General features: G+C 68.7%; 17 protein-coding genes and 1 pseudogene. 10 read left to right on the top strand and 8 right to left on the bottom strand.

Features of this window, described 5'->3' with window-relative positions:
• Positions 1-2: 2 nt before the first annotated feature.
• Genes ACWCQ6_RS05695 through ACWCQ6_RS05685 form a run of 3 tightly spaced genes read left to right on the top strand, consistent with a single transcriptional unit; the run spans position 3 to position 2,769 of the window.
• Positions 3-1,601 (top strand): hypothetical protein, encoded by a 1,599-nt coding sequence (locus ACWCQ6_RS05695; RefSeq protein WP_451085752.1) that lies wholly within the window; start codon positions 3-5, stop codon positions 1,599-1,601.
• Positions 1,553-2,107, top strand: a complete 555-nt coding sequence (locus ACWCQ6_RS05690) for an FkbM family methyltransferase (protein WP_451085750.1) — start codon at positions 1,553-1,555, stop codon at positions 2,105-2,107. The genes ACWCQ6_RS05695 and ACWCQ6_RS05690 overlap by 49 nt, the downstream gene beginning before the upstream one ends.
• Before the next feature lie 23 nt (positions 2,108-2,130).
• The gene (locus ACWCQ6_RS05685; protein ID WP_451085748.1) at positions 2,131-2,769 is read left to right on the top strand and encodes a histidine phosphatase family protein; all 639 of its coding nucleotides are present in this window, start codon (positions 2,131-2,133) and stop codon (positions 2,767-2,769) included.
• 32 nt (positions 2,770-2,801) lie between these two features.
• Here the strand turns inward: ACWCQ6_RS05685 and metG are convergent, their stop codons facing one another.
• Positions 2,802-4,526 carry a methionine--tRNA ligase gene (metG, locus tag ACWCQ6_RS05680; protein WP_451085746.1) on the bottom strand — a complete coding sequence of 575 codons (1,725 nt, stop codon included), beginning with the start codon at positions 4,524-4,526 and terminating at the stop codon, positions 2,802-2,804.
• 354 nt (positions 4,527-4,880) lie between these two features.
• Here metG and ACWCQ6_RS05675 point away from each other — a divergent pair, with 354 nt between their 5' ends.
• The 4 genes from ACWCQ6_RS05675 (at position 4,881) to ACWCQ6_RS05660 (ending at position 9,739) form a co-directional block, all read left to right on the top strand.
• The gene (locus tag ACWCQ6_RS05675) at positions 4,881-6,176 is read left to right on the top strand and encodes a nucleotide sugar dehydrogenase (RefSeq protein ID WP_451085744.1); all 1,296 of its coding nucleotides are present in this window, start codon (positions 4,881-4,883) and stop codon (positions 6,174-6,176) included.
• Positions 6,177-6,187: 11 nt separating this feature from the next.
• A complete protein-coding gene (locus tag ACWCQ6_RS05670) occupies positions 6,188-7,138 on the top strand; it encodes an NAD-dependent epimerase/dehydratase family protein (protein ID WP_451085742.1) in 951 nt (316 codons plus the stop codon).
• A gap of 147 nt (positions 7,139-7,285) precedes the next feature.
• Positions 7,286-7,912, top strand: coding sequence for a hypothetical protein (locus ACWCQ6_RS05665; protein ID WP_451085740.1), 627 nt, complete (start codon positions 7,286-7,288; stop codon positions 7,910-7,912).
• Positions 7,913-8,080: 168 nt separating this feature from the next.
• Positions 8,081-9,739, top strand: coding sequence for an N-6 DNA methylase (locus ACWCQ6_RS05660; protein ID WP_451085738.1), 1,659 nt, complete (start codon positions 8,081-8,083; stop codon positions 9,737-9,739).
• On the opposite strand, the gene ACWCQ6_RS05655 is transcribed toward ACWCQ6_RS05660, so the two are convergent.
• Positions 9,699-10,952, bottom strand: a complete 1,254-nt coding sequence (locus tag ACWCQ6_RS05655; RefSeq protein ID WP_451085736.1) for an McrC family protein — start codon at positions 10,950-10,952, stop codon at positions 9,699-9,701. The two genes, ACWCQ6_RS05660 and ACWCQ6_RS05655, sit on opposite strands and share 41 nt — an antisense overlap.
• Positions 10,949-12,817 carry a DUF4357 domain-containing protein gene (locus tag ACWCQ6_RS05650; protein ID WP_451085734.1) on the bottom strand — a complete coding sequence of 623 codons (1,869 nt, stop codon included), beginning with the start codon at positions 12,815-12,817 and terminating at the stop codon, positions 10,949-10,951. The genes ACWCQ6_RS05655 and ACWCQ6_RS05650 overlap by 4 nt, the downstream gene beginning before the upstream one ends.
• A gap of 136 nt (positions 12,818-12,953) precedes the next feature.
• On the opposite strand from ACWCQ6_RS05650, the gene ACWCQ6_RS05645 reads away from it, so the two are divergent.
• On the top strand, positions 12,954-13,574 hold the full coding sequence (locus ACWCQ6_RS05645) for a hypothetical protein (RefSeq protein ID WP_451085732.1): 621 nt from the start codon (positions 12,954-12,956) through the stop codon (positions 13,572-13,574).
• Positions 13,575-13,632: 58 nt separating this feature from the next.
• Here ACWCQ6_RS05645 and ACWCQ6_RS05640 read toward each other — a convergent pair whose 3' ends face one another.
• The 3 genes from ACWCQ6_RS05640 to ACWCQ6_RS05630 all read right to left on the bottom strand — a co-directional run bounded on the left by ACWCQ6_RS05640 (position 13,633) and on the right by ACWCQ6_RS05630 (position 17,520).
• Positions 13,633-14,187: a hypothetical protein gene (locus ACWCQ6_RS05640; protein ID WP_451085730.1), complete on the bottom strand. Its 555-nt coding sequence runs from the start codon at positions 14,185-14,187 to the stop codon at positions 13,633-13,635.
• Positions 14,184-16,625 (bottom strand): AAA family ATPase, encoded by a 2,442-nt coding sequence (locus tag ACWCQ6_RS05635; RefSeq protein ID WP_451085728.1) that lies wholly within the window; start codon positions 16,623-16,625, stop codon positions 14,184-14,186. Before ACWCQ6_RS05635 ends, ACWCQ6_RS05640 begins: the two co-directional genes overlap by 4 nt.
• Before the next feature lie 472 nt (positions 16,626-17,097).
• Positions 17,098-17,520, bottom strand: a complete 423-nt coding sequence (locus ACWCQ6_RS05630; RefSeq protein ID WP_451085726.1) for a hypothetical protein — start codon at positions 17,518-17,520, stop codon at positions 17,098-17,100.
• Positions 17,521-17,825: 305 nt separating this feature from the next.
• On the opposite strand from ACWCQ6_RS05630, the gene ACWCQ6_RS05625 reads away from it, so the two are divergent.
• Both ACWCQ6_RS05625 and ACWCQ6_RS05620 read left to right on the top strand, forming a co-directional pair.
• Positions 17,826-18,674 carry a helix-turn-helix domain-containing protein gene (locus tag ACWCQ6_RS05625; RefSeq protein WP_451085724.1) on the top strand — a complete coding sequence of 283 codons (849 nt, stop codon included), beginning with the start codon at positions 17,826-17,828 and terminating at the stop codon, positions 18,672-18,674.
• 13 nt (positions 18,675-18,687) lie between these two features.
• Entirely contained in the window at positions 18,688-18,879 is a 192-nt protein-coding gene (locus tag ACWCQ6_RS05620) for a hypothetical protein (RefSeq protein ID WP_451085722.1), read from the top strand.
• 57 nt (positions 18,880-18,936) lie between these two features.
• On the opposite strand, the gene ACWCQ6_RS05615 is transcribed toward ACWCQ6_RS05620, so the two are convergent.
• A complete protein-coding gene (locus ACWCQ6_RS05615; protein WP_451085720.1) occupies positions 18,937-20,298 on the bottom strand; it encodes a hypothetical protein in 1,362 nt (453 codons plus the stop codon).
• Positions 20,299-20,743: 445 nt separating this feature from the next.
• Positions 20,744-24,106 (bottom strand): annotated as a pseudogene (locus ACWCQ6_RS05610) (protein kinase domain-containing protein); the annotation flags it as partial.
• Between the last annotated feature and the right edge of the window lie 30 nt (positions 24,107-24,136).

Raw genomic sequence — 24,136 nt, 5'->3', positions numbered from 1 at the left:
ACATGTCGACTCCCCTGACTACCTCGTACGTGGTGACCGCGGCGGTCGTAGCCGCCGTCGTGGCGTGCTACCGCCTCGGTGTCTCCCCGGCCGTACGGGCCCTCGCCCGTCACCCCACGCCCCTGGCCGTGAGCGCGGCCGTCGCGGTCATCGCCCCTCTGGCGCTCCGGACGTCGCCCCTTCCCGGGCCGCTGCGTTGGTTCGTCGTCTTCGTGATCACCTTACTGACCTGGCGCGGCGTGACGAGCGACTACGACGTCACGGAGTCCATCGGTCCGCAGCGTCGGGACAAGCTGCTCCTCCTGTTTCTCGCCGTCGTCTCGTGCCTTTGGGCTCCCGCTCTGTTGGCGTGGCTCGCCGTGTACTGCGGCAGGCTGCGCGGCTGGCAGCACCACGCGATGATGCCGGTGCGCCTGCTGAAGGCGTACCTCGCCTGGTTCCTCGTGACCGCGGTCCTCGCCCCGCCCTCTCCCGGCTCCACGGCCGGTCTCGTGCTGGTACTCGGCTGCGTCTCGCTGTCGCACTACGTCAAACCGGCCTGGAGCAAGGCACGTCTGGGGCCTCGCCCCTGGTCCTGGGCCTGGCACAACCGCACTTATTACCTCGTGGCCTCGGCGTACTGCTGGGGCTGGGCGCGCTTCCTCCCCTCCCGGACGGTGTCCCGGCTCCTACGCCGAGCGGGCGTCATCGACCGCCCCGCCAACCTCCTCACGATGGTCGTGGAGGCCGCCGGGCTGGTGGCGTTCCTCGACCGCCGGTTACTGATCGCGATCCTGGTGGCGACCGCGCTCTTCAACGTCGTCGTCGCACTCGCCTCAGGCATCCTCTTCTGGGAGAACGTCGCCGCCAACATCGGCCTCGCGACAGCCTTCGGGCTGCTTCCTGGCACGGATCACGGCACGGCGTTCGGCTGGCCGGCCGCGCTGGTCGCACTCACTGTGATCCTGCTCAGCACCGCCGACCTGCTGTGGCAGCCCTGGCATCTGGGGTGGTGGGACTCGCCCTTCACCGCCCGGCTCCACTGGCAGGTGGAGACCGTCTCCGGGGCGACGGGGGGTCTCTACAACGACTACATGTGCCCGTACGAACGCGAGTTCGGCCGCGTCGAGGGCTACTTCCTGACGGACGAGCCCGTCCTCCACGGCCACCTCGGAATCGTCTGGGACCGGCGTCTTCGGGATCTCCTCGTCCAGGCCGGCGGGGCCCCGGATCGGCTGCACGCGCTCAAGCAGACCTACGGCCGAACGCACAAGGACGAGGAACGGTCGGCCGAGCACCTCGCCTTCCTGACCACCATGTTCACCCGACTCAACGCCGGTAGTCGGAAGAGCCCCCTGCCCCGGTGGCTACATCGCCTCAAGGCGCCCGGGGGCCAGCTCTACCGGTGGGGCGATCTGCCTGCCTACCGCGGCGAGGAGCCCGTCCGCCGCATCACCATCCGCTACGTGGAGCGCTGCTACCTCCCCCGGACCGGCGACTTCGTCACGCTCGCCGATCACGTCGTACGGGAGATCGACCTCGGCGCTCCGATGACCGACCAGGAGAACACCTCATGCGCAAGATCTTCGTCGACTGCGGCGCCAACCTCGGAATCGTGCTGAGGCACTTCATGCACGAGCTCCCAGACCACGACTTCTACGCCTTCGAGCCCAACGCAAGCCTGCTCCCCTCCATCCGCGCGAACGTCGAACAGGCCCGGCACGCCGGCGTAGTTGAGGTCTCCCCCAGCGCGGTGTGGACCGAGGACGAGACGATCGACCTCTTCCTCGGCCACCACGAGAGCTCCACCGTGATGCCCGGCAAGCGGGTCCCTCCCATGTACGACCAGCAGATCGACTACAGCTCGCCCGTCCCCGTACCCGCGGTGGACTTCAGCGCCTGGCTCCGCCGGACCGCCGCCCCGGAGGACCACGTCGTCGTGAAGATGGACATCGAGGGCGCCGAGTACCCCGTGCTGAGGAAGCTGCTCGCCGACGGGACGATCGACCTCGTCTCCGTCCTCTACGTCGAGTGGCACCACGACCGCTTCCCCGCCATGAGCCAGGCCGAGCACGACGAGGTCGCCGCCGCCGTCTCCGCACGCGCCGACGTCCGCCACTGGGACTGACCGAAGTGAGGGGACACGATGCCATGAACACCCAGCGCATCTACCTGATCAAACACGGCGAGACAGAGGAGAACCTCCAGGGCATCCACCAGGGCCGCGCGGTCGGCGGTCGGCTCAGCGAGCGCGGGCGCGCCGACATACGGTGGGTCGGTGCCTGCCTCGCGGCGGCCGGGGTCACCGTGGACCAGCTACTCGTCAGCCCGATGTCCCGTTGCCGGGAGTCGGCCGAGCTCCTCACCGCCGCGCTCGCCCCCGCCGATGTCCGCGTCGACGAGCGACTGGCCGCCAAGGACAGCGGGCACCTCGGGGGCCGGCCCAGAGAGCTCGCCGCCGCTGAGGCCGCTCGCCACGATGTGCCGATCCACCGGCTCCGCACGCCGGGCGGCGAGTCGTCGGAGGATGTCCAGGCCCGTTACGTGGATCTGTGGGACGAGGTCTGCTCCGGAGCACGGCAAACGACCGTCCTTGTCGGGCACGGTGGAGGAATCGCCTGCCTGCTGCTGTGGCTGACCGGGAACGGGTTCGACCGTTACCTCCAGCACGTGCCCGGCTCGGCCGGGATCACGTGGGTGGAGGTCGGCGGCCCGACTCCGCGTATCCGGCTGATGAACGCCTCGCCTGCGGAGCTGCCCGGCCACCTCGACGCCCGTACCGCCCGATGAGAGCCGGGACGGTACGGGTGCGGGGATGCCTGTCAGGCTTCCGAGGCGCCGCCGAAGCGCTCACGGTAGGACTCCAGGTCCTCCTCCGTGATCTTCGCGAAGAGCACCGGCGGCACCGTGAACGCGGTACCGGCCGGGACGGTGTCCAGGGACTTGGCCTGGTCGGCGGTCACCCAGGTCGCGGTGTCGTTCTCCAGAGCGAAGGCCCCGCGCATGGCGGCGGTCGAAGTCGGGATGAACGGCTCGGAGACGACCGCGTACAGGTGGATCAGGTTCATCGCCGTGCGCAGCGTCAGTGCGGCGCCGTCGGCGTCAGTCTTGATCTCCAGCCAGGGGGCCTTCTCCTCAAGGTAGGAGTTGCCCGCGGACCACAAGGCGCGCAGGGCAGCGGCAGCCTTGCGGAACTGGAGCGCCTCCATGCGCTCCTCGTACTCGGCCAGCAGGCGCGCGATCTCCTCGCCCAGCTTCGCTTCCGCCTCGCCTGCGGCACGACCGGCCGGGACCTCGCCGCCGAACCGCTTGCGGGAGAACGACAGCACGCGGTTGACGAAGTTGCCGAGGGTGTCCGCCAAATCCTTGTTGACCGTGGCGGTGAAGTGCTCCCAGGTGAAGGAGGAGTCGTCCGACTCGGGGGCGTTGGCGATCAGGAAGTAGCGCCAGTAATCGCCGGGGAGGATCTCCAGGGCCGCGTCGGTGAAGACGCCGCGCTTCTGGGAGGTGGAGAACTTGCCGCCGTAGAACGTCAGCCAGTTGAAGCCCTTGACGACGTCGACCTTCTTCCAGGGCTCGCGCACGCCGAGCTCGGTGGCGGGGAACATCACCGTGTGGAAGGGGACGTTGTCCTTGGCCATGAACTGCGTGTAGCGGACGGTGTCGTCGGCCTCGTACCACCACGACTTCCAGTCGCGGTTCTCGCCGTCCAAGGACGCGTCCGCCCACTCCTTCGTCGCGCCGATGTACTCGATCGGGGCGTCGAACCAGACGTAGAAGACCTTGCCCTCGGCCGCGAGCTCCGGCCAGGTGTCCGCCGGGACGGGCACGCCCCAGTCCAGGTCGCGCGTGATGGCGCGGTCGTTCAGGCCCTCGGTCAGCCACTTGCGCGCGATGGACGTGGACAGGTGCGGCCACTCGGCGCTGACGGTCGCGATCCACTCCTCGACCTCGTGCTGGAGCTTGGACTGCAGCAAGAAGAGGTGCTTGGTCTCGCGGACTTCCAGGTCCGTGGAACCGCTGATCGCCGAGCGCGGGTCGATCAGGTCGGTCGGGTCGAGGACGCGGGTGCAGTTCTCGCACTGGTCGCCGCGAGCCTTGTCGTACCCGCAGTGCGGGCAGGTGCCCTCGACGTACCGGTCCGGAAGGAAACGGCCGTCGACCGGCGAGTACACCTGCCGGATCGCACGCTCCTCGATGAAGCCGTTCTTGTGGAGCTGACGCGCGAAGTGCTGCGTGATCTCGACGTTCTGCTGCGAAGAACTGCGGCCGAAGTAGTCGAAGGCCAGCTCGAACCCGTCGTACACGGCCTTTTGCGCGTCGTGGGCCTGCGCGCAGAACTCGGCGACCGAGAGTCCGGCCTCTTTGGCGGCCAATTCGGCCGGCGTGCCGTGCTCGTCTGTGGCACAGATGTAGAGGACGTCGTGACCGCGCTGGCGGAGGTACCGGGAGTAAACATCTGCCGGAAGCATCGACCCGACCATGTTGCCCAGGTGCTTGATCCCGTTGATGTAGGGAAGCGCGCTGGTTACCAGGTGTCGAGCCATCCTTGGATGCTCCATTTCGTACGCAATACGGCGCCGGTGCCACTGCCACGGCGGGCCCAGGTCGGGAGGCCGCAGTCGACGCGATCACTCCGATCGCACGATCACGTCACGCACGGTGACGGAACGGGGCTGCAGGCCATCGTCATGGTATCGAACCGGGGGTTCGGCCAGCCTGCGGGTTTTCCCGGCTCCCCATGCCGTGCCCGAAAAGCACTCGGCCGTCCGAGACAGGCGGCCAAGCGAGTCCCGTACGGCCGAGGCGTCCCCCCATCTTACGGCCACCCTCCACCGCGGATCCCGCGCCGCGTATACGTCCCCGCTACCCAAGCCCCCGATTTCAGTGAGGTGGACCGCATGACCAGGAATCACGAGACCGGCCGGCTCCGCGTCGTCGTCGTGGGGCAGGGATACGTCGGGCTCCCGTTGGCGGTACGAGCCGCCGAGGTCGGGCACCACGTCGTCGGCCTCGACGTGGACGCCGGGCGGATCAAACGACTCGTGATCGGTGAGTCGTACGTCGAGGACATCTCGAACAGGCGGCTGGTGCCCCTTCTCGCCGCCGGGGTCTACCGGCCGACCGTCGACCCGTCCGACTGCGCCGGGTTCGACGTGGCGGTCGTCACCGTCCCGACGCCGCTGCGCGACGGCGCCCCGGACCTGTCGCACGTCGAGGAGGCGGCGCGGACGCTCGGCCACCAGCTCACCCGCGGAGCGACCGTCGTCCTGGAGTCGACCACGTACCCCGGGACGACCGAGGAGGTATTCCGACCGCTCCTCGAACGTGGCTCCGGGCTGACCGCCGGCCTCGACTTCCACCTCGGCTACAGCCCGGAGCGCATCGACCCCGGGAATCCCACCTGGAAGCTGGAGAACACGCCCAAGGTCGTCTCGGGCATCGACCCGTCCTCCATGGAGGCGGTCCGCGCCTTCTACGCGTCGCTCGTCGACACGGTCGTGCCCGTGGCCAGTTGCAAGGAAGCGGAGCTCACCAAGCTCCTTGAGAACACCTTCCGGCACGTGAACATCGCCCTCGCCAACGAGCTGGCGATCTTCGCCCACGACCTGGGCATCGACGTCTGGGCGGCCATCGACGCGGCGTCCACCAAGCCGTTCGGGTTCATGCGCTTCTCCCCCGGCCCCGGGGTCGGAGGTCACTGCCTGCCCGTCGATCCCTCGTACCTGTCGTGGCGGGTCGAGCGGGCCCTGGGGCAGAACTTCCGCTTCGTCGAACTGGCAAACGACGTCAACAACCACATGCCCGACTACGTGGTCCGGCGTCTCGTCGCGGGCCTCAACGAACGAGGCAAGCCGCTCAAGGGCTCCCGGATCCTGCTGCTCGGCCTGGCGTACAAGGCCAACACCGGGGACGCCCGGGAGACACCGGCCGCTCGCATCGCTGAACTCCTCACCGGCATGGGCGCCGAGGTCCAGGCCGCCGACCCCCACGTCTTGGACGAAGCCCACCCCCGCGCCGTCGGCTTGGAGAGCCTCCAGCAGGTCGACGTAACCCCCGTCCGCCTCGCGGCGGCCGACGCCGTCGTCCTCCTCGCCGACCACGACGCCTTCGACTACCCCCTGATCAGCGCGCACGCCCCGTACATCCTCGACTGCCGCCGCCGACTCGTCGGCGCCCACGTCGACTCCCTCTGAAGGGCAACACCATGCAGATCGTCATCACCGGCGGTGCCGGGTTCATCGGCGGCAACCTCGCCCACGCCCTGGCCGAGCAACCCCACGTCACACGACTCCGGGTCGTGGACAACCTCTCCACCGGGGACAAGGCGCATCTCGCCGGCCTCGACGTCGACTTCTTCGAGGGAGACGTCCAGGACGCCGCTCTCCTCGACCAGGCGTTCCGCGGCGCCGACGCCGTCGTCCACCTGGCCGCCCTTCCCTCCGTACCGCGCTCTTTACAGGACCCCCTGGCCAGCCACCACGCAAACGCGACCGGCACCCTCCAGGTCCTCGAAGCCGCCCGCCGCGCCGGCGGCCCGCACGTGATCGCCGCCTCCTCGTCCTCCGTCTACGGCTCCAACCCCCACCTGCCGAAGCACGAGAACCTCGTCGCTGGCCCGATGAGCCCGTACGCGGTCACCAAACTCACGACGGAGGCGTACCTGAGCGCCTACCACCACAGCTTCGACCTGCCGGTCCTCCCCTTCCGCTTCTTCAACGTCTACGGCCCCGGCCAGCGCGCCGACCATCCGTACGCCGCCGTCATCCCAAAATGGATCAGCGCCGCCCTCGCTGGCGAGCCCCTTACGATCCACGGCGACGGCACCCAGACGCGGGACTTCACTTACGTGGGCACGGTCTGCCACGTCCTCACCGCCGCTCTCCTTCGCCGGGTGGTGGACCCCCGCCCGGTAAATCTGGCTTTCGGGAGCCGCACTTCGCTGCTGGGTCTGATCCAGGAGATCGAGACGGCAACTGGGCACGTCGTCAAACGGCAGCACGTGCCTGCGCGCACTGGCGATGTCGCCCACTCCCAGGCCGACAGCGGCCGCCTGCGAGCGCTCTTCCCGAGAATGGCGCCCATGGCACTGGAGGAGGGGATCTCCGCGACAGCGGACTGGATTCAGACCTCGATCATGGGCGCAACTCCGAGATGAGCCAACTCTGGATCGGATGAGGTCGGAAAAGATGCATGATCGCGGCGATGCTCCGTTTGGCCTCTGCCCAGAGGGCGGTGCTGAGAGCGCCGCTCAGGACGGGCGCTACTGGCAGGCTTAGCCCTACTTCATCGTTCGGAGGACTGCATGGGAGCCGAGCTTGGTCCGTTGCTCATCGCGCGCCGCAGTGGCAATGAGCCGATACAGGCCGACGGCAAGACGGTGGGCAAGCTCGCTGACTTCTGGAGTTGGGCGTGCTCCGACCTGACCAACAACACCATGCGTGGCGTCCTGGCCGAGTATCTCGTGGCCACCGCGCTGGGCGCTGCCACCGGTACCCGTACCGAATGGGACACGGTTGACATCCGCACGCCCCAGAACTGGCGTATCGAGGTGAAGTCGACGGCCTACCTGCAGTCGTGGGCACAGTCGCAGACGTCGAGAGTCTCCTTCCGCATCGCGCCTGCCTCCGGTTGGGACGCCCAGACCGACATCACTTCAGCCGATGTGCTGCGCCGCGCCGACGTGTACGTGTTCTGCCTTCTGCATCACCGGGAGAAGCAGACGCTAGATCCTCTCGACCTTGACCAATGGACCTTCTATGTCCTGCCCACTCAGGTCCTGGACGAGCGTTGCCGACTTCAGAAGACCATCACCTTGTCCAGCCTTGAGCGCCTCAAGCCGTTGAAGTCCGGCTTCGTCGGCCTCCCGGAAGCCGTCTCGGCCTGTGCCGAAGTCTCTCGGCGGAACCAGGGGGAATTAAGCTCCGGCTGATCGTCCTCGATCAATGTGGCGCACTCCGTCAAGGGGATCTCGAGGGCGATCCGCCAACAAGATTTAGCACCTAGGCACCACTAGATTCGAGCAGACCCCGATGCGCTCGTTGACATTGCCAACGCACTACCTATCGGATCTCAGGCGAACAACGTGTACGGTGGAATCATGAAGGAATCAACTCCACCAGCCGCCGAATCACTGATCACCGGAGCAGAGATCGCCAGGCTGGCGGGGGTGACACGTGCCGCCGTCTCCAACTGGCGACGGCGGTACAGCGACTTTCCCGCCCCTGCCGATGCCGGAGCGAGCACGCCGCTCTTCTCTCTCGCCGAAGTCCGTTCCTGGCTCGCCAAACAGCAGAAGGGCACGGACGTCTCGGACGACGTCCGCCTGTGGCAAGCGCTACGAGGCGGCTTCGGCGACGACATCATCACGGGCGTCACGGGCGTCGCCCGCCTCCTAGCCCGCGGCGACGCCAACGGGCTGGACGAGGACCTGGCCGACCTGGCCACGGGCCTGGCCGCTAAGGAAACGCCGGCCCGGGTCGTCGAGCAGCTGGTGGAGCGTTTCCGCGACTCCTCGCGACGCGTCGGCTCCGACCAGGTCACTTCGCTACGCCTGGTCAAGGCGGTGAGCCACTTCGCGGGGCCGTTGTCCGGCGACTCCGTCATCCTCGATCCTGCCTGCGGCATCGGGACCCTGCTCCTGTCCGTCGGACCCGCGGAGGGCCCTCTACGGCGTGGTCAGGAAATCGATCCGGCTGTGGCGGAGCTGGCGCAGGCGCGAGCCGACCTCGTCGGGTACCGGAGCACGGTGATCGAGACCGGGGACTCCCTGCGCCAGGACCACTGGCCCGATCTCCGTGCCGACCTCGTCATCTGCGACCCACCGACTGCCGGTCCGGACTGGGGCCGCGAGGAGCTGCTTCTCGACTCCCGCTGGGAGCTGGGCACGCCCTCGAAGGCGGAAGGGGATCTGGCCTGGCTCCAGCACTGTTACGCCCACACCGCGCCCGGCGGCAGGGTCGTCGCCGTCATGCCCGCGTCCGTGGCCTACCGGAAGGCTGGCAGACGCATCCGTGCGGAGATCGTCCGCCGGGGCATCCTCACGAATGTCGTGGCCCTGCCGCCCGGGATGGTGGCCTCACACGCGCAGCCCGTTCATCTGTGGGTCCTGCGCCGCCCGGCCGACGCGTCCGGCGGCTCCAGGTCGGTGCACATGGTGGACCTAACCTCCAACTCGCCTGACGGCCCGATGGAGCCCGCGGCCGGGCAAGCCGTCGACGTGCCGCTTATCGACCTGCTCAACGACTCCGTCGACCTCACCCCGAGTGCCCATGTGGACGCCGCACGCGAGGATCTGCCTGCTGAATACCGCGCCCTCCGGCAGCGCATCGAGGAGAGGCTGGGGCAGCTGAACGCCCTGCTGCCCGCTCTCTCAGCAGGCGAGGGGCCTGGGACGCTGGACGGCGCGACCATCAGCTTGGCCGACCTCTCCCGCGCCGGACTCGTCGAGCTCACCGATGCCGAACCAAGTTCGAAGAGCGACCAGTTGGACACCGAATATCTGCGGGGTTTCCTGCGGAGCGCGTCCAACAACCGCCGCTCGACCAGCAGTAGCGGTTCCTACCGCCTCGACGTGAAAGGCGCGCGCGTCCCGCAGATGGCCGTGGAGGAGCAACGGCGTTACGGTGCCGCCTTCCGCGCCCTGCGGGAGTTCGAGGCGTGCGTAGGCGAAGTCGCCCGGCTGACGGAGCAGGCGAGCGCTCTCGCTCGCGACGGTCTCACCAACGGGGCTCTCGTGCCGCCTGAGGACCCCGCCTGACGGGCGCGTCACCAGTCCCGCCCGCCATCGTGCGGGCGATGGCGGCGATCTCGGCCAGCAGCTCTCCCGGCGGGCGGTCCAGAGCCAGGGCGTGCTGGTGGATGCGGATTCCGGCGTGGCGCACCCGGTGCGTCACGCTCGGCTCGTACCCCCTCGCGTAGACGAGGTGGCCGTCCGGAAGGCCGAGCGCCGTGCAGTAGGCGAGCATTTGGTAGAGGTCGGCGTCCGGGAATCCCTCGGGCTTCTCCGCCTTGTACTTGGCGTCCACGACGGCCCTTGGTCCGCCGTCGTCGCCATACCAGACCAGGTCCGGACGCATCGCTACGTTCCGGTCCTCGTCCAGGTGTACGCCACGGGCCTGGAAAGCCGCGCGCCCGCCGTGATCCGCCAGCGCCTCACGCAGGGCCACGCAGACAAAGTCCTCGAAGATCTTGTGCGTGTCGATGAGATACCCGTCGACGGATACCCCGCCTGCACCGTGCTCCACCGACGAACCGCGCAGGATCGTCTCGGCCAGCCGTAGTGCGGGCTGGTAGCGGTGGTTCAGCCGGCCGGCCCGCCACCGAGGCAGGTCGCGCACCCCCCGCTTCAGCGGTTGTACGTCCAGCAGGCGGCGCCGGTGGTGGCGGAGTCGGCGGCGTACGTCTTCGGGTACGCGGTCCAAGGGGAGCAGCCGCTCCACCGCCCCCCTCAGGAGGCGGTTCTCCGGGATGTCGGTGCCGTAGTCGTCGTAGGCGATCTCGACCGGGAAGGCCCGCCCGTGGTGACGTTTGGCCTGGTCGGCCTCCCGGATGCGCCCGCGGACGACCGGCGAGGTCTCCTCGGTGTGCCGGTATCCCTGGAGAACGCCTTGACGCAGCGCGCGTTCGACAGCCCTCTCGAAACCGTGGGCCAGTGCCGGAAGGACCTCGTCGTGCTCGGTCACGTCCACCTCGCCGTCCCGGTGGACCCGGGGGTCGGCGGCGTAGCCGATCAGGAAGAACAGCCGCCGCACCGGCACCTTGGCCGCGATCCTGAGGGTCACGGGGTCCTGCCCCGCCACCCTCACGGACACCGCTCCGACCTTGCCGCCAGCCCTCAGCCGCCAGGCGCCCGGCAGATACGGGTCGGGGGCCGCCTCGACGATGCGGGAGACGGCGAGCGCCCGGCCGATCCCGTCCGGGAGCGGCACGCTGACGGCGGCTCCGTGCTCGTCCAGCTCGACGGTCGTCACGGGGTGGCGGCGCCCGGTCCGCCGTCGCCGAGGGACTGAGACAGGGCGTCGAGTCCGTACCTCTTCGCGATGTCGAAGGACTCGCCGTAGTGGTGCTCCTCCAGCAGCGGAAGGATCTTGGTCCGCCAGGTCCGGTCCAGACCGCCCTCCCGGTGCACGCTTTTCTTCATCAGGTACGAGGGGCCGATGAGGAAGTCCTCGTCGTCAATGCGGGAGTTGAGGGCGTCCAGGAGGTCCGCCGGGCGGCCGTCGACCCCCTGTCGGCCGAGCCAGCGCCGCAACAGGCCACGCGTGGGCTCGGTGCGGGGTGACAGCTCGACGAAGGCGAAACGCCTGCGCATCGCGGCGTCGACCAGCGCGATCGACCGGTCGGCGGTGTTCATCGTGCCGATGACGAAGAGGTTGGGCGGAAGCAGGAAGTCATCGCCGGAGTAGGTGAGCCGCACGGACCTCCTACGGTACTCCAGGAGGAAGTACAGCTCGCCGAAGACCTTGGCCAGGTTGGCCCGGTTGATCTCGTCGATGATCAGGAAGTGCGGGATGTGGTGGTTGCCCTCGCGGGACGCCAGGTCGGCCAGCTCTCGCAGGGGCCCGGCCGTCAGACGGAAGGCGACCTCACCCGTCTTCGGGTCCTCGCGGGGGCGAAAGCCCTCGAAGAAGTCCTCGTAGGAGTAGGAGGGGTGGAACTGTACGAGCTTCACACGCTCGGCCCCGCCGCCGAGGTACTCGGCCAGTGCGAGGGCGGTGTATGTCTTGCCGGTGCCCGGCGGGCCGTAGAAGATCAGTTGCTTCTCGTCCGAGAGCAGGTCGCGGACTTCCCTGAGCCATCCGACGTCGTGCGCCAGCAGCTCATCGGCGAGGGCCTGGTCGGGGACGGGCAGCTCCAGCTCGCGGCGGGCGGCGAGCGCGGGTGTCGTACCGCTGGGGTCGCGCTCTGTCTCCACGGCCTCGTCAGCCAGTTCCTCGTCGGTGAGGCCGAGCCCGTCGATGTGCGGCTGGACCACCGTGAGGTCCACGACGTCGTGCTGGGCGGCGAGGCGCTGCTGGATCTCCTCGGGCAGGGTGTCGTAGGGGTGACCGGTGCTCTGCCATTCGACGGGCCGCCGGAGATTGGACAGACCGTTGTCGGAAGCCGTCTGTTCGGCCGGGCCGGAGATCTGTCCGACGTAGAGCCGCCCTCCCGAGAGCGTGCACACCGTGTCGCCCGGCTTCATCCGGGAGAGGAAGGCGTGCAGTTCCTCGACCAGTTCGAGCTTCTGGTTGTACGTGGCGGTGGTTCCCCAGTCCTCCTCCACAATGGCGCGCAGACGCTCCTTGCTCACCCCCTGGCCGACCCCCTGGCTCAGGCGCGGGGCGGCGAGGGAAACGCGCCCCTCGGGAAGCCACAGCTTCTGGACGAGGTCGGCGCCGGAGACGTTGTTGCCGCGTACCAACCAGGAGCGGGCAGGCCCGGACCAGACGCCCTCCATGAAGTCCGAGAGCGGTATGTCGGCTTCCGTTTTCCAGTCGATCCACCCGTTACGCGGTGACCCCACCAGCACACCGGCGGCAAAGGAGGGCGAGCCGCAGTCGATGTCCTCGGCCGCCTCCAGCCATCCCGGCCAGCGCGTGGACGGGCGCAGCACACCCGTCTGCTTCAGCATTGCGCGTACCCGGGCCGTAGCGACGAAGTGCTTCGAGAAGGACGGCATCTCCCGGTCCCGGGCCGGCGAGCCGGCGAGGATGCGGAACTTCCGGCTTCCGTTGGTCCCGACCGCGTCCAGCAGGAAGCCCCGGGCCCGGTCGACTTCGCCCGCGCCGGGCAGCCGGAGCAGGAACTCGGGCGTCTTGTCCGGGCTGCCGGGCCCCGCCTCGGTGCCGCTCATGCCCTCTTCCCCGTTCCGGACAGAAACCGCATCGCCACCTTTTCCAACACTCATCCTTTTCTGCGTAGTTGAGCGCATAATCTCCACCCAGGGGAGCACGGTGTGTGCCACCCCACAGAGGAGGGGCGTGGTCGCCATGACCATCATGGATCAGTTCGTTCTGCGACGGGACGGCATGGTGCCGAAAGGCGTCGCGGCCACGTGTTCCGGCGCGCGGTGCGGGGGCACGGCGGTGGTGTGGCGCGTCAAGCTGGAGAACCGCCCGGAGCTCACGATCCATGACACCCGATGGGAGAACGGCGAGCGTGATCTCGTTCTGTACCAGCCCGCTGTGGTCCCGGAGATGCCCGCGCCCCTGTCCAACCTGCACAACCGGCGCCGTGCGGGTATCCAGGAGACGGCTCCGGGCAGTGAGGAGCTCCGCGTCATGGGGTGGGTCGCGGTGCCCGGAGACCGGCCGACCGTCAAGAAGACATTCACCACCGCCGACTTCGTCGAGGTGTGCGGCCGGGACGAACTACGCGAGCTGACCAGCAGGCCCGGCGTAGTGCTCGACTCGGCCTACGTGCTGCCGGACCCCGTCCGCTTCGATCTGGACGACCCGCAGGACGACGTCTCCGTACAGCACGCGCTCTTCTTCCCCGAGGAGGACGAACGGACCCCCGTCGTCTTCTTCCTGCTCAGCCGGGTCGTGCCGACGCTCCGGCACATCGGATGGCTGCCGAAGCCCGTCCGGCGGATGCCCGTCCGGTTGTGAGGGCGAGGGGTGCCGTCCGCCGACAACCATGAGAGGTCCGGACGGCTTTCCCTTACGCTCACTGGCCACCGATGACCGGAGGTGCGGCCCGCCGTCCCGGTGGCGGGCCGGGCTTCGGAACGGTGCTGCTCGGCTGTCGGCCCGGTGCCGGGCACGCGGCCGGGGTGGTGGCCGAGGAGGCCGACCGGCCCGCGTCCTCCGGTCGCGAGGACGGGAGCGTCACGGCGGACGGGACCGTGGGCCCCTTTTCGAGCGCCTCCAGCAGGGCTTCCACCGTCGGCAGGCGGCCCTGGATCTCCGAGGGCGCCGGAGGCAGTTCGTGCGCCCGGTAGTGGCAGGCGGTGCTGAGCGCGGACCAGGTGATGTAGCAGCGCCTGGCGGTCTCCCGGTCGGTGTACGCCCCCAGGCAGAGGATGCGGTGCTTCCCGATACGCGTCATACCGGGGGCCACGCCCCGCCAGAAGTCGTCCAGGCCGCGTTCGAGCGCCCGACGCAGCAGCAGGGCCGCGGCACGGGCCCGTACTCCGGGGCCGAGTGACGTCATCGTGCCAGCCGGGGGCCGCAGGAGGGACTGGGCGGCGGACATGTCCGCACGCGCGGTGTCGCCCGTCATCGGGCACCGCCCTGCGGGTCGACGGCGCCCCGGGCCCGGCGCCGGATGGCCTCGGCCAGCCGTTCCGTACGCGTCACCAGCTCCTTGCGGTCGGTGACGGCCGCCGGACCCCAGTGCGAGCCCCCGTTCAGCTCCTCGATCAGGTCCCAGCCTCCACGGTGCAGCCCTTCAACGGCTGCCCTGGGCTTTCCGGAGGGGTCCCCCAGGAGTGCGAACGCCACGTACTGCTTGGCGCTTCCCTGGATCGGCACCCGCTTCTCGAACTCCGCGAGACTCAGGCGGCGGCCCTTCTCGTCCCGCAAGGTCCGGCGGGCGGTCTCCACGCAGGCGACCTCCAGGGCAGCGCGGCACATGGCCGGAATGACCCGGTCGGCCACGGCCTGGGGCACGGACGGGTCTTTGGAGACATCCTCAGCCTCACTGAGCGCCTGCCGAAAGGGGTCCCGCGTCCGCTCGACCGTCACGTGCGACTTCTCCTCACGGGAGATGCGGTGGACCGTCGCCTCGATCCCGAGGTGGGTGATGGCCTGTTCCAGCCGGGTGTCGTGGGTGAAGACGACGACCTGGCGGTGCCGGGCACACTCACTGAGGACGGTAACCAGCCCCTCCACCTTCTGCGTGTCCATCGACTGCACCGGGTCGTCGATGACGAGAAAGCCGAACGGGCTGGCCTCGTGCGTGGCGCGCGGGATGAACAGCGACAGTGCGAGCGAGTGCAGTTCGCCCTGGCTCATCACGCTGTACGCGGCCGCCTCGTGGTCGTCCACCGAGACGTCGAGCTCCACTCCGCCCTGCTTGGCCGTTCCCTTGAGCTTGACGCGGCCGAGGGAGACGCTGCTGCTCTCGCAGAGCTTCGTCCACACCTTCTGGGCGTGCTCGTCGAAGCGCTGCATCCGGTCATCCCTCAGCTCGTTCGTCAGCTTCCTGAACCACTCACGGGCCGCCTTGGCCGCCTTGTGCCGACCGGTCGCGTCCTCCGCCTTCTCTGCCGCCTCGACCCACTCCGCGAGCCGCACGGCCACGGGCCGCCAGGCGGTGTCGCGGTCGGTCAGCCGACGCGCGGCCTCCTCCCCGGACTGACGGCAGGCAGCCGCCAGCATCGGCGCGAGGCGTCCGACGCACTCGGCCAGTTCGGCGGGATCGGTGAGGCTCCGGCAGAGCGACCACTCACGCCACAGTTCCGCCAGCTCGGAATCCTCCGTCCGCAGCAGGTCGGGAACGGGCTGCACCAGGTCGTGCACGGCACGCTTGGCGCTGCTGAGGGTACGGCGTACGGAATCGGCCTCGGCCGCCTCCGCCTGGAGCCGCTCGATCTCGGCCCGCGCCGCCTCGGCCCACGCCTGGTCGAGACGGTCCTCGGTACCGCAGACCGGGCAGTGGGGGCTTCCCGACCGGCGACGCTGTTCGAACGCGGCCTCCAGCAGCGCGGCCAAGCGGCGCGCGTCCTCCGCGTTGGAGTGCCGTACGTCCTCGAAGGCCGCGATGGCCTCCCTCAGCCGGGCCAGCGCCCCGGCCACCTCCGTCTCATCGGGTCCGGTCAGGGAGGCGCGCGCCCGGAGTCGGGCCGCTTCGCCCTGGTCGGCGACCGCGTCCTGGTCGAGCAGGGCCCTTACGGCGTCGACATCGGGGACACGCCCGCCCAGAGCCCGCATCGCGTCGACGGCACGCCGGTCGTCCAGGCCGTTCAGTGCCTCGACCGCCGCGGTCCTCAGCGGGCGGGGCCTCGCCTCGATGTCCTCGCACTCCTTGACCCGGGCCGCGAGACGGATGTCCATCTCACCGAGCCGGCCGAGCCCGATGAACGTGGAGATCTTGCGGTACAGGTCGCGCATCGTGCCGTCCACCATCGAGCCCAGCTCGCTGTAGGGCAGGAACGGCCTGTAGACGTCGAGCATGGCGGCGTTCACACACTCGTCCAGCTTCAGCTCGGTGCCGTCTTCCCGGACCACCGTCGTGCGCGCCTCCTCGACCTCCTTTCCGTACCAGGTCCGGCGTACCGTGACCGGCTCGGCGGCGTCGTCCAGGGTGAGACTCACGGCGACCTGGGGAGCCGCGGCGTCATGCAGGTTGCGCCACCCCTTGCGCCAAGGCACCGCGCGGGGCTTACCACCGTTGCTGCCGTCCCAGCGGGCGTTGAACCCGGTGAGCGCGATCTCGGCGGCCTCCGCGAAGCTTGACTTCCCGGTGCCGTTGCCGCCCGTGATCACGGTGAGGCCGGGGCCGTACGGGAGGTCGAGCGTCGCCTCGGGACCGACGCCCCGCCAGCCAGCCGCCGTGATGGACCGCAGGTACACGGGACCGGCCCGCCCCGCCTCCTCCGGAGCGGGATCCGGGAGCGTGTCGCGCAGCAGGGCGGCGGCCTCGGGGGACAGGGCGGACGGCTCGGCGTCGTCGATGCGCTCGGCGATCAGCTGGCGCAGGGGGGTCTCGTGGTGCATGACGTGTTCCTCACAGGAGTGGGCGGCGGTCGCGGCGGGAATGCCGAACCGTTCACTCCGAGAGCATCGCGTACGCACGTTGGCGATGTCAACAGACATTATGGTGCGTCAAAATCGCTCACACTGGCGCCTGTAGAACGTTCGCTCGAATCCCCCACCCCGGGCGCCCACAGCGTGAGCGCCCGGCAACCGCGCACCGTCAGGCAGCCTCCCCCTCGGCGACACCCCGACCCGTCGCCCCCGCCAGGCCGGACCCGATCGACGCCCAGGTGCACACGCCCGTCGCAGGCGGGTGCGCAGCGGCGAACCCTCACTCGCCACCCCGCCGCTCCACCCAACTCCCGCACCGCCGTGAGCGACACCCTGCGGCGCTCGGCGCACTGGCCGGCCAGACGCGAATTGAGGTGCGGGGCGTGCGTGTCGTGCACCACCACCTGGAGGATGCCGTCGAAGCGGCGGAGCACCAGGTGGATCATCTCCCCCGCCCCGTGAACCGGCAGGCGTGGATGGCGAGTTCATGGACCAGTTCGAGGGCCGGTTCGACCAGCTCCTCCTCGACCTCGTGCACGTCGAGCACGGCGTCCGCCGTCTCGTGCGCGATCAGCGGAGTCCCGGTGGCCGAGGGGAGAGTCAGTCCGTAGACGAAGTGGGACGCCGAGGGCTCCCGGAGGTCCGGCGGGGGCGGCGGGCACTGAGTGATCCGGGACGCGACCTGGAGGGCGTACGGCGAACCGAGGGCGTAGGCGGGAAGGGCGGATCGCCCACCCGCCGGGCCGAGTTGACTTTCCCGACGGGCGGCGGGGCTGCGGGGGGAGCGAGGCCGGGGGCTGAGGCAGACACTGCGGGCACCCTGGGCAGACTCTCGGACATGACTGCTCCAATCGAAGGTGAACACCGGCACGCGATCGCGTCGTTGACGAGGTGTGATGACTGCGGGGCATAGCCCCGATGCGGCATGAACGGAACGGCTGGACGACGCGGCGAGACAGTGGCCCGTCTCCCTGGCGCGAGCACACCCCTCCCAGGGCAGGAGGACGCGGGCAGGCTCACGCGATGCTCTTCTTGTTTGCCTTGCGTGAGCGTCGCGTGACTTGGGGTAGAGCATCGCAGGTGGCAATTGCCCCACTCATGAGGCAATTGCCACCAAGTTCGCTTGGCCCCCGGGCGAGCCCAGTGGCCCGAGCCGAGGAGAATCACGGCATGCCACCACGAAGTGTTCCCAGCGAGCGCCAGAAGCGTCTCGGAGCCGAACTGCGAAGGATGAGGAACGACGCGGACGAAAGCACCGAGTACGCTGCCCGGCTACTCGGGCTGGACAGAGCGAAGATCTCGAACATCGAGGCCGGCGTTCGCACCGTCACCACGGAGCGGGTGCGGACGCTCGCTACGAACTACGGCTGCAACGACGAGAGCTACGTCAAAGCGCTCGTCGCCATGACCGAACCCCGCCCGAAGGGTTGGTGGGAGACCTACAGAGGACAGTTGCCAGCAGGACTGCTCGACATCACCGAGATGGAGTGGCACGCCACGGCGGTGAGAGCTGGAGTGTTCCTGCACGCGCCAGGGCTGCTGCAGACGGACGGGTACGTCAGAGCAGTGGGCACCGCCGCCTTGCCGCCTCTCTCGGAGCACGAGATCGAGCCCCGAGTCGCCATGCGTATGCAGCGACAGCAGCCGCTGCATACGCCCGACCCGATCTCGTACACCGCCTACATCCATGAAGCGGCCCTGCGGATCGAGTTCGGCGGAATGAAGGTCATGCGAGCCCAGTTGCATCATCTGTGCGAGATGAGCGAGCTACACCACGTGGACGTACGGGTGGTGCCGTTCTCGTCCGGCGCGTTCCCCGAGGCGGGGCAGGCATTCCTCTACGCAACGGGAGTCGTGCCCCAACTGGACACGGTGCAGCTCGATTCCGCGCACGGACCCGGGTTCACCCACGCTCCGGCCCAGCTCGACAAGTACCGTGCGCAGCTGGACTGGATGGAGGCCGTGTCCTTCAACCCCGGCAAGTCCCGGGACTTCATACTTGCCCTCGCCAAAGCCTGATGGGAGACGTCACGTGCCGGACATCGTCTGGGAAGATCCCTACTGCGCGGAGAGCTCGAACTGCTTTCGCGTCGGGACCGACGCGAAAGGCAACGCGTACATAGCCGTAGCCGGCCAAGAGGGCACCTACCTCGCGGACACGCGTGAAGCCCTGCGCGCGCTCGTCCGCGACATCAAGGCGGGCAAGGCCGACCACCTGCTGTAGCGGTCCGGGGAGGGCTCTCGCGCCACACGACTGCCACCACCCCGGAGGGCTGTGACGTCAGTCGGCCTCCGGCTCGGCCGGATGGCGCGGGCCGTGACCGGGCGGCGGGGTGAGCGTGGAGGTGTAATTCTCGCCGTCCACCAGGGGCGTGCTGAGGCTAAGGCCGGCGACGGCCATGCGGTCGTACTCGGCTAGGACGAGATCCTTGGTGCGGTAGTGGCCGTACTTGGCGATCTCATTGTTCTTGAGGCCGCCGGTCTCCGACTGGAAGGTTTCCAGGATGTAGTCCGTGTCGTCGCGGCTGATTCCGTAGAGGTGGAAGAAATACGCGTCAAGTTCGGCACGGATCTGGGCGCGGCGGGTTTCGTCCCAGCGGAAGGGGGCGCCCTGGTCCCCGAGGTCACGGGCGAAAGGTGCCATGTCGAACGTCGAATAGAGGAGTTCGGTGGTCCGCGAAGCCAGAAACGCGATGTGGGGCTCTATTACCCTCGGGCTCGGAACCGGCAGCTGTTTCCAGATGAAGAGCCCCATGCTGGTACTACCAATCTTCTGCCTACTGACGTAGTCGAAGACAAGAGAACTCTGAGCTGTGAGCAATCCAGCGAAGAGCTCCGGTGGCATGGCAGAAAGCATCAAAGGGAACTTGTGGCCTACAGCTGCGCGGGGCAGGACTGTTGCAATCGCGGTGCGCTCATCGGTGGCGCGACACACATCTCTCCACCCGTAAAGCCAATCACGCTCCCATGCGAGATCAGAAAGCCGCCCTTGAATTCCAAGAACCTCGACCTCCTTGCCCTTGCGTACAGTCGGAATCTCTTCGGCGTCCTCAATCCAGTACCGAGGCATGGCCGCCACGCTGGCATCCTGCTTCTCAGCTAGGCTGAGGCGTCGGCGGTCCTCGTTGCCTGTGTCGTAGTAGCTGTTCCACCGGTGGTCGAAGTGGTGAGCCATCTTTCCTTCGTACAGGGGAAGCATCCGCCTGCTATTCCGCGTGTACACATTGGCGCGCGGCTCCCACCCCTCCCCCTCCAGCTCCTCGCGGGTGCGAAACAGGTCGGAGTCATCAGACATGTTGAAGAGGTTCTTGAAGACGACGCCCCACGGGTTGCCATCCCTCTCCCCTTCGTTCCACAACACCGGAACCCGCCGATAGATCCCCACCGTAAGATCCGCATCCCGCCGCCCACGGAAAATCGGCAACGTCCCCGTGTTCGGGTTGATGAGCGTGATCTCCTCAGGGCTCAATGCGAACACCCGCTCCGCGTCGCCCAGATCCGCTGGGTCCTCCAGGAAGAACGCGAAGCGCGCCGCAGGATCCCGTAGCTCCCGGCCGGCCAATGCCAGCAGGCAGAACTTATAGCTGGAGTGCACTCCGACGAACAACGGCTTCCGGTTCTCGAAGTCGTACAGCGCCGCCACCGCCCCCCGCCAGGTGAAGTCGCTGAACAGGTACTGCGCCCCCGCCCCCGTCGCGATAGCCGTCGGCACGATGCAGCCGAAGCGGCTCCTGGGAGCGGCGATCGTCGCGAAACGTTCCGCGAACAGCTGGTCCGTCTGGAGAGAGTTGACGCCCTTGATCGTCAGCCCCTTCCCACACAACGGAAACGCCCCCGACGCCCCCGCGAACAGGAACGTCGACTTCACCATCCGCCGCGCCAGCCGGTACCGCCGACCCGCCTCGGGGTTTCCGGCCTTCTCGTTCTCGGCCTCCCACTCCGCGATCTTCGTGCGCCGCGCCGTGCCCGCGATGGCCGCGATCGACGGCTCGACCACGCTGAAATACTTTTTGTCCTCGAAGTCCACCTTGTCCCACGGTGGATTCCCCACCACACAGGAGAACCCACCCGACCAACCTGTAGCGGGGTTCACAGCGCAGTGGGGCGTCAACCTGGCGCAGCGCCGGGTGGGCCCGCTCCCAGCGGTCGTCCCGCTCGGCGAGCCACTGGAGGTCGGCGTAGTCGATCTCCAGGAGGCCGGTCTGCTCCAGGTTCGGCATGGTGACGCGCCAGCCACGTTCCAGATCGAGGTAGAGACGGAAGGCGATCACCTCCCGCAGGATCTTCGCGGCGGCGGCTGTCAGGCGAGGCGGCAGGTCGGCCTCTCCTGTGTAGACGGCGGGGTCGAGTGCCAGCGCGTTGGCGACACGCGTGGCCAGTTCCTCGTGCTGGATGCCGTCCGTACCGGCGTCCACGGCCGCCCGGTACAGCGCCCCACGCAACTCGGTGACCTGGACGAAGTCGTTGAAGTGACCGGCCTGGAGCGAGGCGTCCTGGCGGTTGTCGACGAACGTTAGGAGCTTGCGGGCCTCCTTGGGCAGTGCCGCCTCCGGCACGCTGTCCAGGGACCGCACCACGGAGGCGGAGATCAGCGAGGTCGCCGACGAGCGGCCCTCCTGGTCCAGGGTCGCCAGCTTGGCGAAGTCCTTGCCGCGGGTCTGCTCGTAAGAGATTGAGCACTGCGGGCAGAACAGGAAGGGGGCGGGGATGAACGCCGCGTGCAGTTCGCCCCTGCCCTCGTTGCCGTACGGATCGACGGTGACGGCACGGGGCAGCCGGTCCCGGTAGGACTTCTTGACGACCTCCTGTCCCCGGTCGTCGATCTCCAGCCAGGACTCGGGCAGCCTGCGGTCCGCTATGGCCTCGTCCGGCGTGAGGGGCCAGGGGGAGGTGTCGGGGAAACGGTCAGTGTCGATGTAGAGGTAACCGTCGCCCGCTCGCCCGCCGGTGGCGACCGCGTCGCGGCGCGGTTCGTAACGGATCTCGCCGTCCTTCTCCGTACGCCACACGGTGAGGTAGTCCTGACCGCACTCGCGGCAGAAGGCGAGCGGCATCAGGGCGTGGCCGTCGGTGCCGGGCCGCACACGCTGGTAGTCCCGGGTGACGTGGCGGTCGGCCTTGCTCTCCAGAGTGACGTAGACGGTGTCGCCCTTGGACAGGAACTGGTGCAGCCGGAAGGCGAACAGGGGGCGCTCGGTGACCGGATGGTACGCCTGCGAGCCGGCCTCCAGGGTGTCCCGCAGAGCGTCCGCACAATCCTTCTCGGCGACACCGCTCAGCCGGTGCAGTTCGGCGGCGGCGTCCTCGATCCTCCGGGGCTTCTGCCGTACGAGCAGTCCTGTCGCCTCGTCGGCCGCCAGACCGAAGTACGTCTCGATCCAGCGCGCGAGGGGGTCGGTGACAAGTTCCGCGTAGGCGCTGGGGGCGGCGCGGGCGAGACGTTCGGCGGTCACGGTGGCCGGGGCCTCACCGGTGGCCCGGACGAGCGTCTCGCCGATGACATGCTCCGGGCTAACCTTGGTGCCGAAGAGCTTGGAGGCCATGTCGGCCACCACGTCCTTCTGCTGTTCCAGGCTGCCCTCGGTGGACATGGTCGCGGAGGTACCGATGCACTGCACGTCGTCGGCACAGCAGGCGTCGCGCACGCGGCGAATGAGGAGAGCCACGTCCGCGCCCTGGCGGCCGCGGTAGGTGTGCAGTTCGTCGAAGACGAGGAACCGCAGTCCCTCGGCCATGGCGACGAGACTGTCCCGGTCGTCGGGCCGGGTGAGCATCAGCTCCAGCATCACGTAGTTGGTGAGCAGGATGTCCGGCGGGTTCTTACGGATCTTCCGCCTGGTCTCTTCGTCCTCCTGGCCGGTGTAGCGGGCGAAGGTGACGGGCTCGTCGCCCTCGCCGTACCCGTGGCGCAGGTACTTCTCCAACTCCTTGAGCTGGCTGTTGGCGAGCGCGTTCATCGGGTAGACGATGATCGCCCGAACCCGCTTGGGCGCGTCGGGGCCGGCCTCCTGCCGCTCCTTGAGCACCTGGTTGACGATCGGGACCATGTAGGCGAGGGACTTTCCGGACCCTGTTCCCGTGGTCAGGACGTAGGAGACCCCGGCCGCCGCCGCGTCGATCGCCGCGCGCTGGTGCCGGTGCAGGGTAAGTGGGCGTCCGTCGCACACGGTGGAGTCCTCGGACTTGCCCGCCTGGAAGATCCTCGCGCACTCGGCGTGCAGGACCTGCTGGGCGGCCAGTTCGGCGACCGTGCCGGCGGCGGCGAAGAAGGGGTTGAGCGACAGCCAGGGGTTGGGCCACTGGGACTTTGCGTCGAGGTCCTTCTTGACGAAGTCCTTCACACGCTCGTCGCGGATGACTGTGCCCGCCTCGGTGAACGAGCGGTAGTCGTCGATGAGCTTCGCGTGAACGCCGAAGACGTCCATGGCGGAGCCGAACAGGGGGCGCTTCGCAAGCTCCAGTACCGCCGGGGCGGCGGGCTGAGACTCTGCCACCGTGACGGCCTCCTCGGTCGAGCGCAGCAGCCACTTCACGGGGTCGAGGTCCTGCCCCTGCCACACCGGGAGGGAGGCGCCCTCCGTCACGAAAGGCAGCAGGGCATCCCGTACGGCGACGGCGTCGGCCGGACGGTCGGCCGGGTCCTTGGCGAGGAGGCGGTCCACCAGACGAGCCAGGGCCTCCGGCACGTCCGCACGGACGAGCCTCACGGGCGTCGGCGCCTGGTTGCAGTGTTTGTCGCGGAAGTCGAAGGCCGTGTTGCCGACAAAAGGCGGGGTGCCCAGGAGCATCTCGTGCAGCACGCACCCGAGGGCGTACAGATCGGCGGCCTGGGTGACGAGGCCGGCATCGAACTGCTCCGGCGCCATGTAGCGGGCCGTACCGACCGTCATGCCCGTGCTGGTCAGCTTTGTTCCGTCGGGATCGTCGACGATGCGCCCGATCCCGAAGTCCAGAACCTTGACCACGCCGCCACGGGTGAGCATGACGTTGCGGGGCTTGAGGTCGCGGTGGACCACGTCGGCGGCGTGAGCGGCGGCCAGGGCGTCGGCCATCTGCGCCCCGACGGCGGCGACCCAGGAGACCGGGAGCTGCCCCTCGTCGGCGATCAGGTCGGCGAGCGTGTGGCCGTCCAGGAACTCCATGGCCAGGAACGGCAGATCATCATTGATCTCGTCAACTCCGCCGTCGATGGTGCGGGGCAGGTTGGGATGGCTCAGCCGGCGCATGATGCGTACCTCGCGGGCGAACCGCTCCACCGCGTGCGGGGCTGCCTGGGTCTGCATGAGCGCGCCCGAGCGGCGGCGGCGGATGAGCTTGAGGGCGACGATCCGCGAGGGTGAGTCCTCGGCCTCGTCCAGGTCCTCGGCGCAATGCACCACGCCCATGTTCCCGGAATCCAGGGGGCTGAGCAGACGGAACCGCCCCGCGATCGTCCCGGCGTCCTCGCTCATCCCGCTGCCTCCCCGTACTGCCCTGCGAGA

Source organism: Streptomyces sp. NPDC001880 (assembly GCF_053594575.1).
Note: the sequence above shows the minus strand (reverse complement) of the source record. Positions and strands in the feature narration are given on the sequence as shown.

What these genes read in the sequence shown, in the direction of transcription:
- ACWCQ6_RS05695 (WP_451085752.1), top strand. Translation starts at nt 3, where the DNA reads ATGTCGACTCCCCTGACTACCTCGTACGTGGTGACCGCGGCGGTCGTA.
- ACWCQ6_RS05690 (WP_451085750.1), top strand. Translation starts at nt 1,553, where the DNA reads ATGCGCAAGATCTTCGTCGACTGCGGCGCCAACCTCGGAATCGTGCTG.
- ACWCQ6_RS05685 (WP_451085748.1), top strand. Translation starts at nt 2,131, where the DNA reads ATGAACACCCAGCGCATCTACCTGATCAAACACGGCGAGACAGAGGAG.
- metG (WP_451085746.1), bottom strand. Translation starts at nt 4,526, where the DNA reads ATGGCTCGACACCTGGTAACCAGCGCGCTTCCCTACATCAACGGGATC.
- ACWCQ6_RS05675 (WP_451085744.1), top strand. Translation starts at nt 4,881, where the DNA reads ATGACCAGGAATCACGAGACCGGCCGGCTCCGCGTCGTCGTCGTGGGG.
- ACWCQ6_RS05670 (WP_451085742.1), top strand. Translation starts at nt 6,188, where the DNA reads ATGCAGATCGTCATCACCGGCGGTGCCGGGTTCATCGGCGGCAACCTC.
- ACWCQ6_RS05665 (WP_451085740.1), top strand. Translation starts at nt 7,286, where the DNA reads ATGGGAGCCGAGCTTGGTCCGTTGCTCATCGCGCGCCGCAGTGGCAAT.
- ACWCQ6_RS05660 (WP_451085738.1), top strand. Translation starts at nt 8,081, where the DNA reads ATGAAGGAATCAACTCCACCAGCCGCCGAATCACTGATCACCGGAGCA.
- ACWCQ6_RS05650 (WP_451085734.1), bottom strand. Translation starts at nt 12,817, where the DNA reads ATGAGCGGCACCGAGGCGGGGCCCGGCAGCCCGGACAAGACGCCCGAG.
- ACWCQ6_RS05645 (WP_451085732.1), top strand. Translation starts at nt 12,954, where the DNA reads ATGACCATCATGGATCAGTTCGTTCTGCGACGGGACGGCATGGTGCCG.
- ACWCQ6_RS05640 (WP_451085730.1), bottom strand. Translation starts at nt 14,187, where the DNA reads ATGACGGGCGACACCGCGCGTGCGGACATGTCCGCCGCCCAGTCCCTC.
- ACWCQ6_RS05635 (WP_451085728.1), bottom strand. Translation starts at nt 16,625, where the DNA reads ATGCACCACGAGACCCCCCTGCGCCAGCTGATCGCCGAGCGCATCGAC.
- ACWCQ6_RS05625 (WP_451085724.1), top strand. Translation starts at nt 17,826, where the DNA reads ATGCCACCACGAAGTGTTCCCAGCGAGCGCCAGAAGCGTCTCGGAGCC.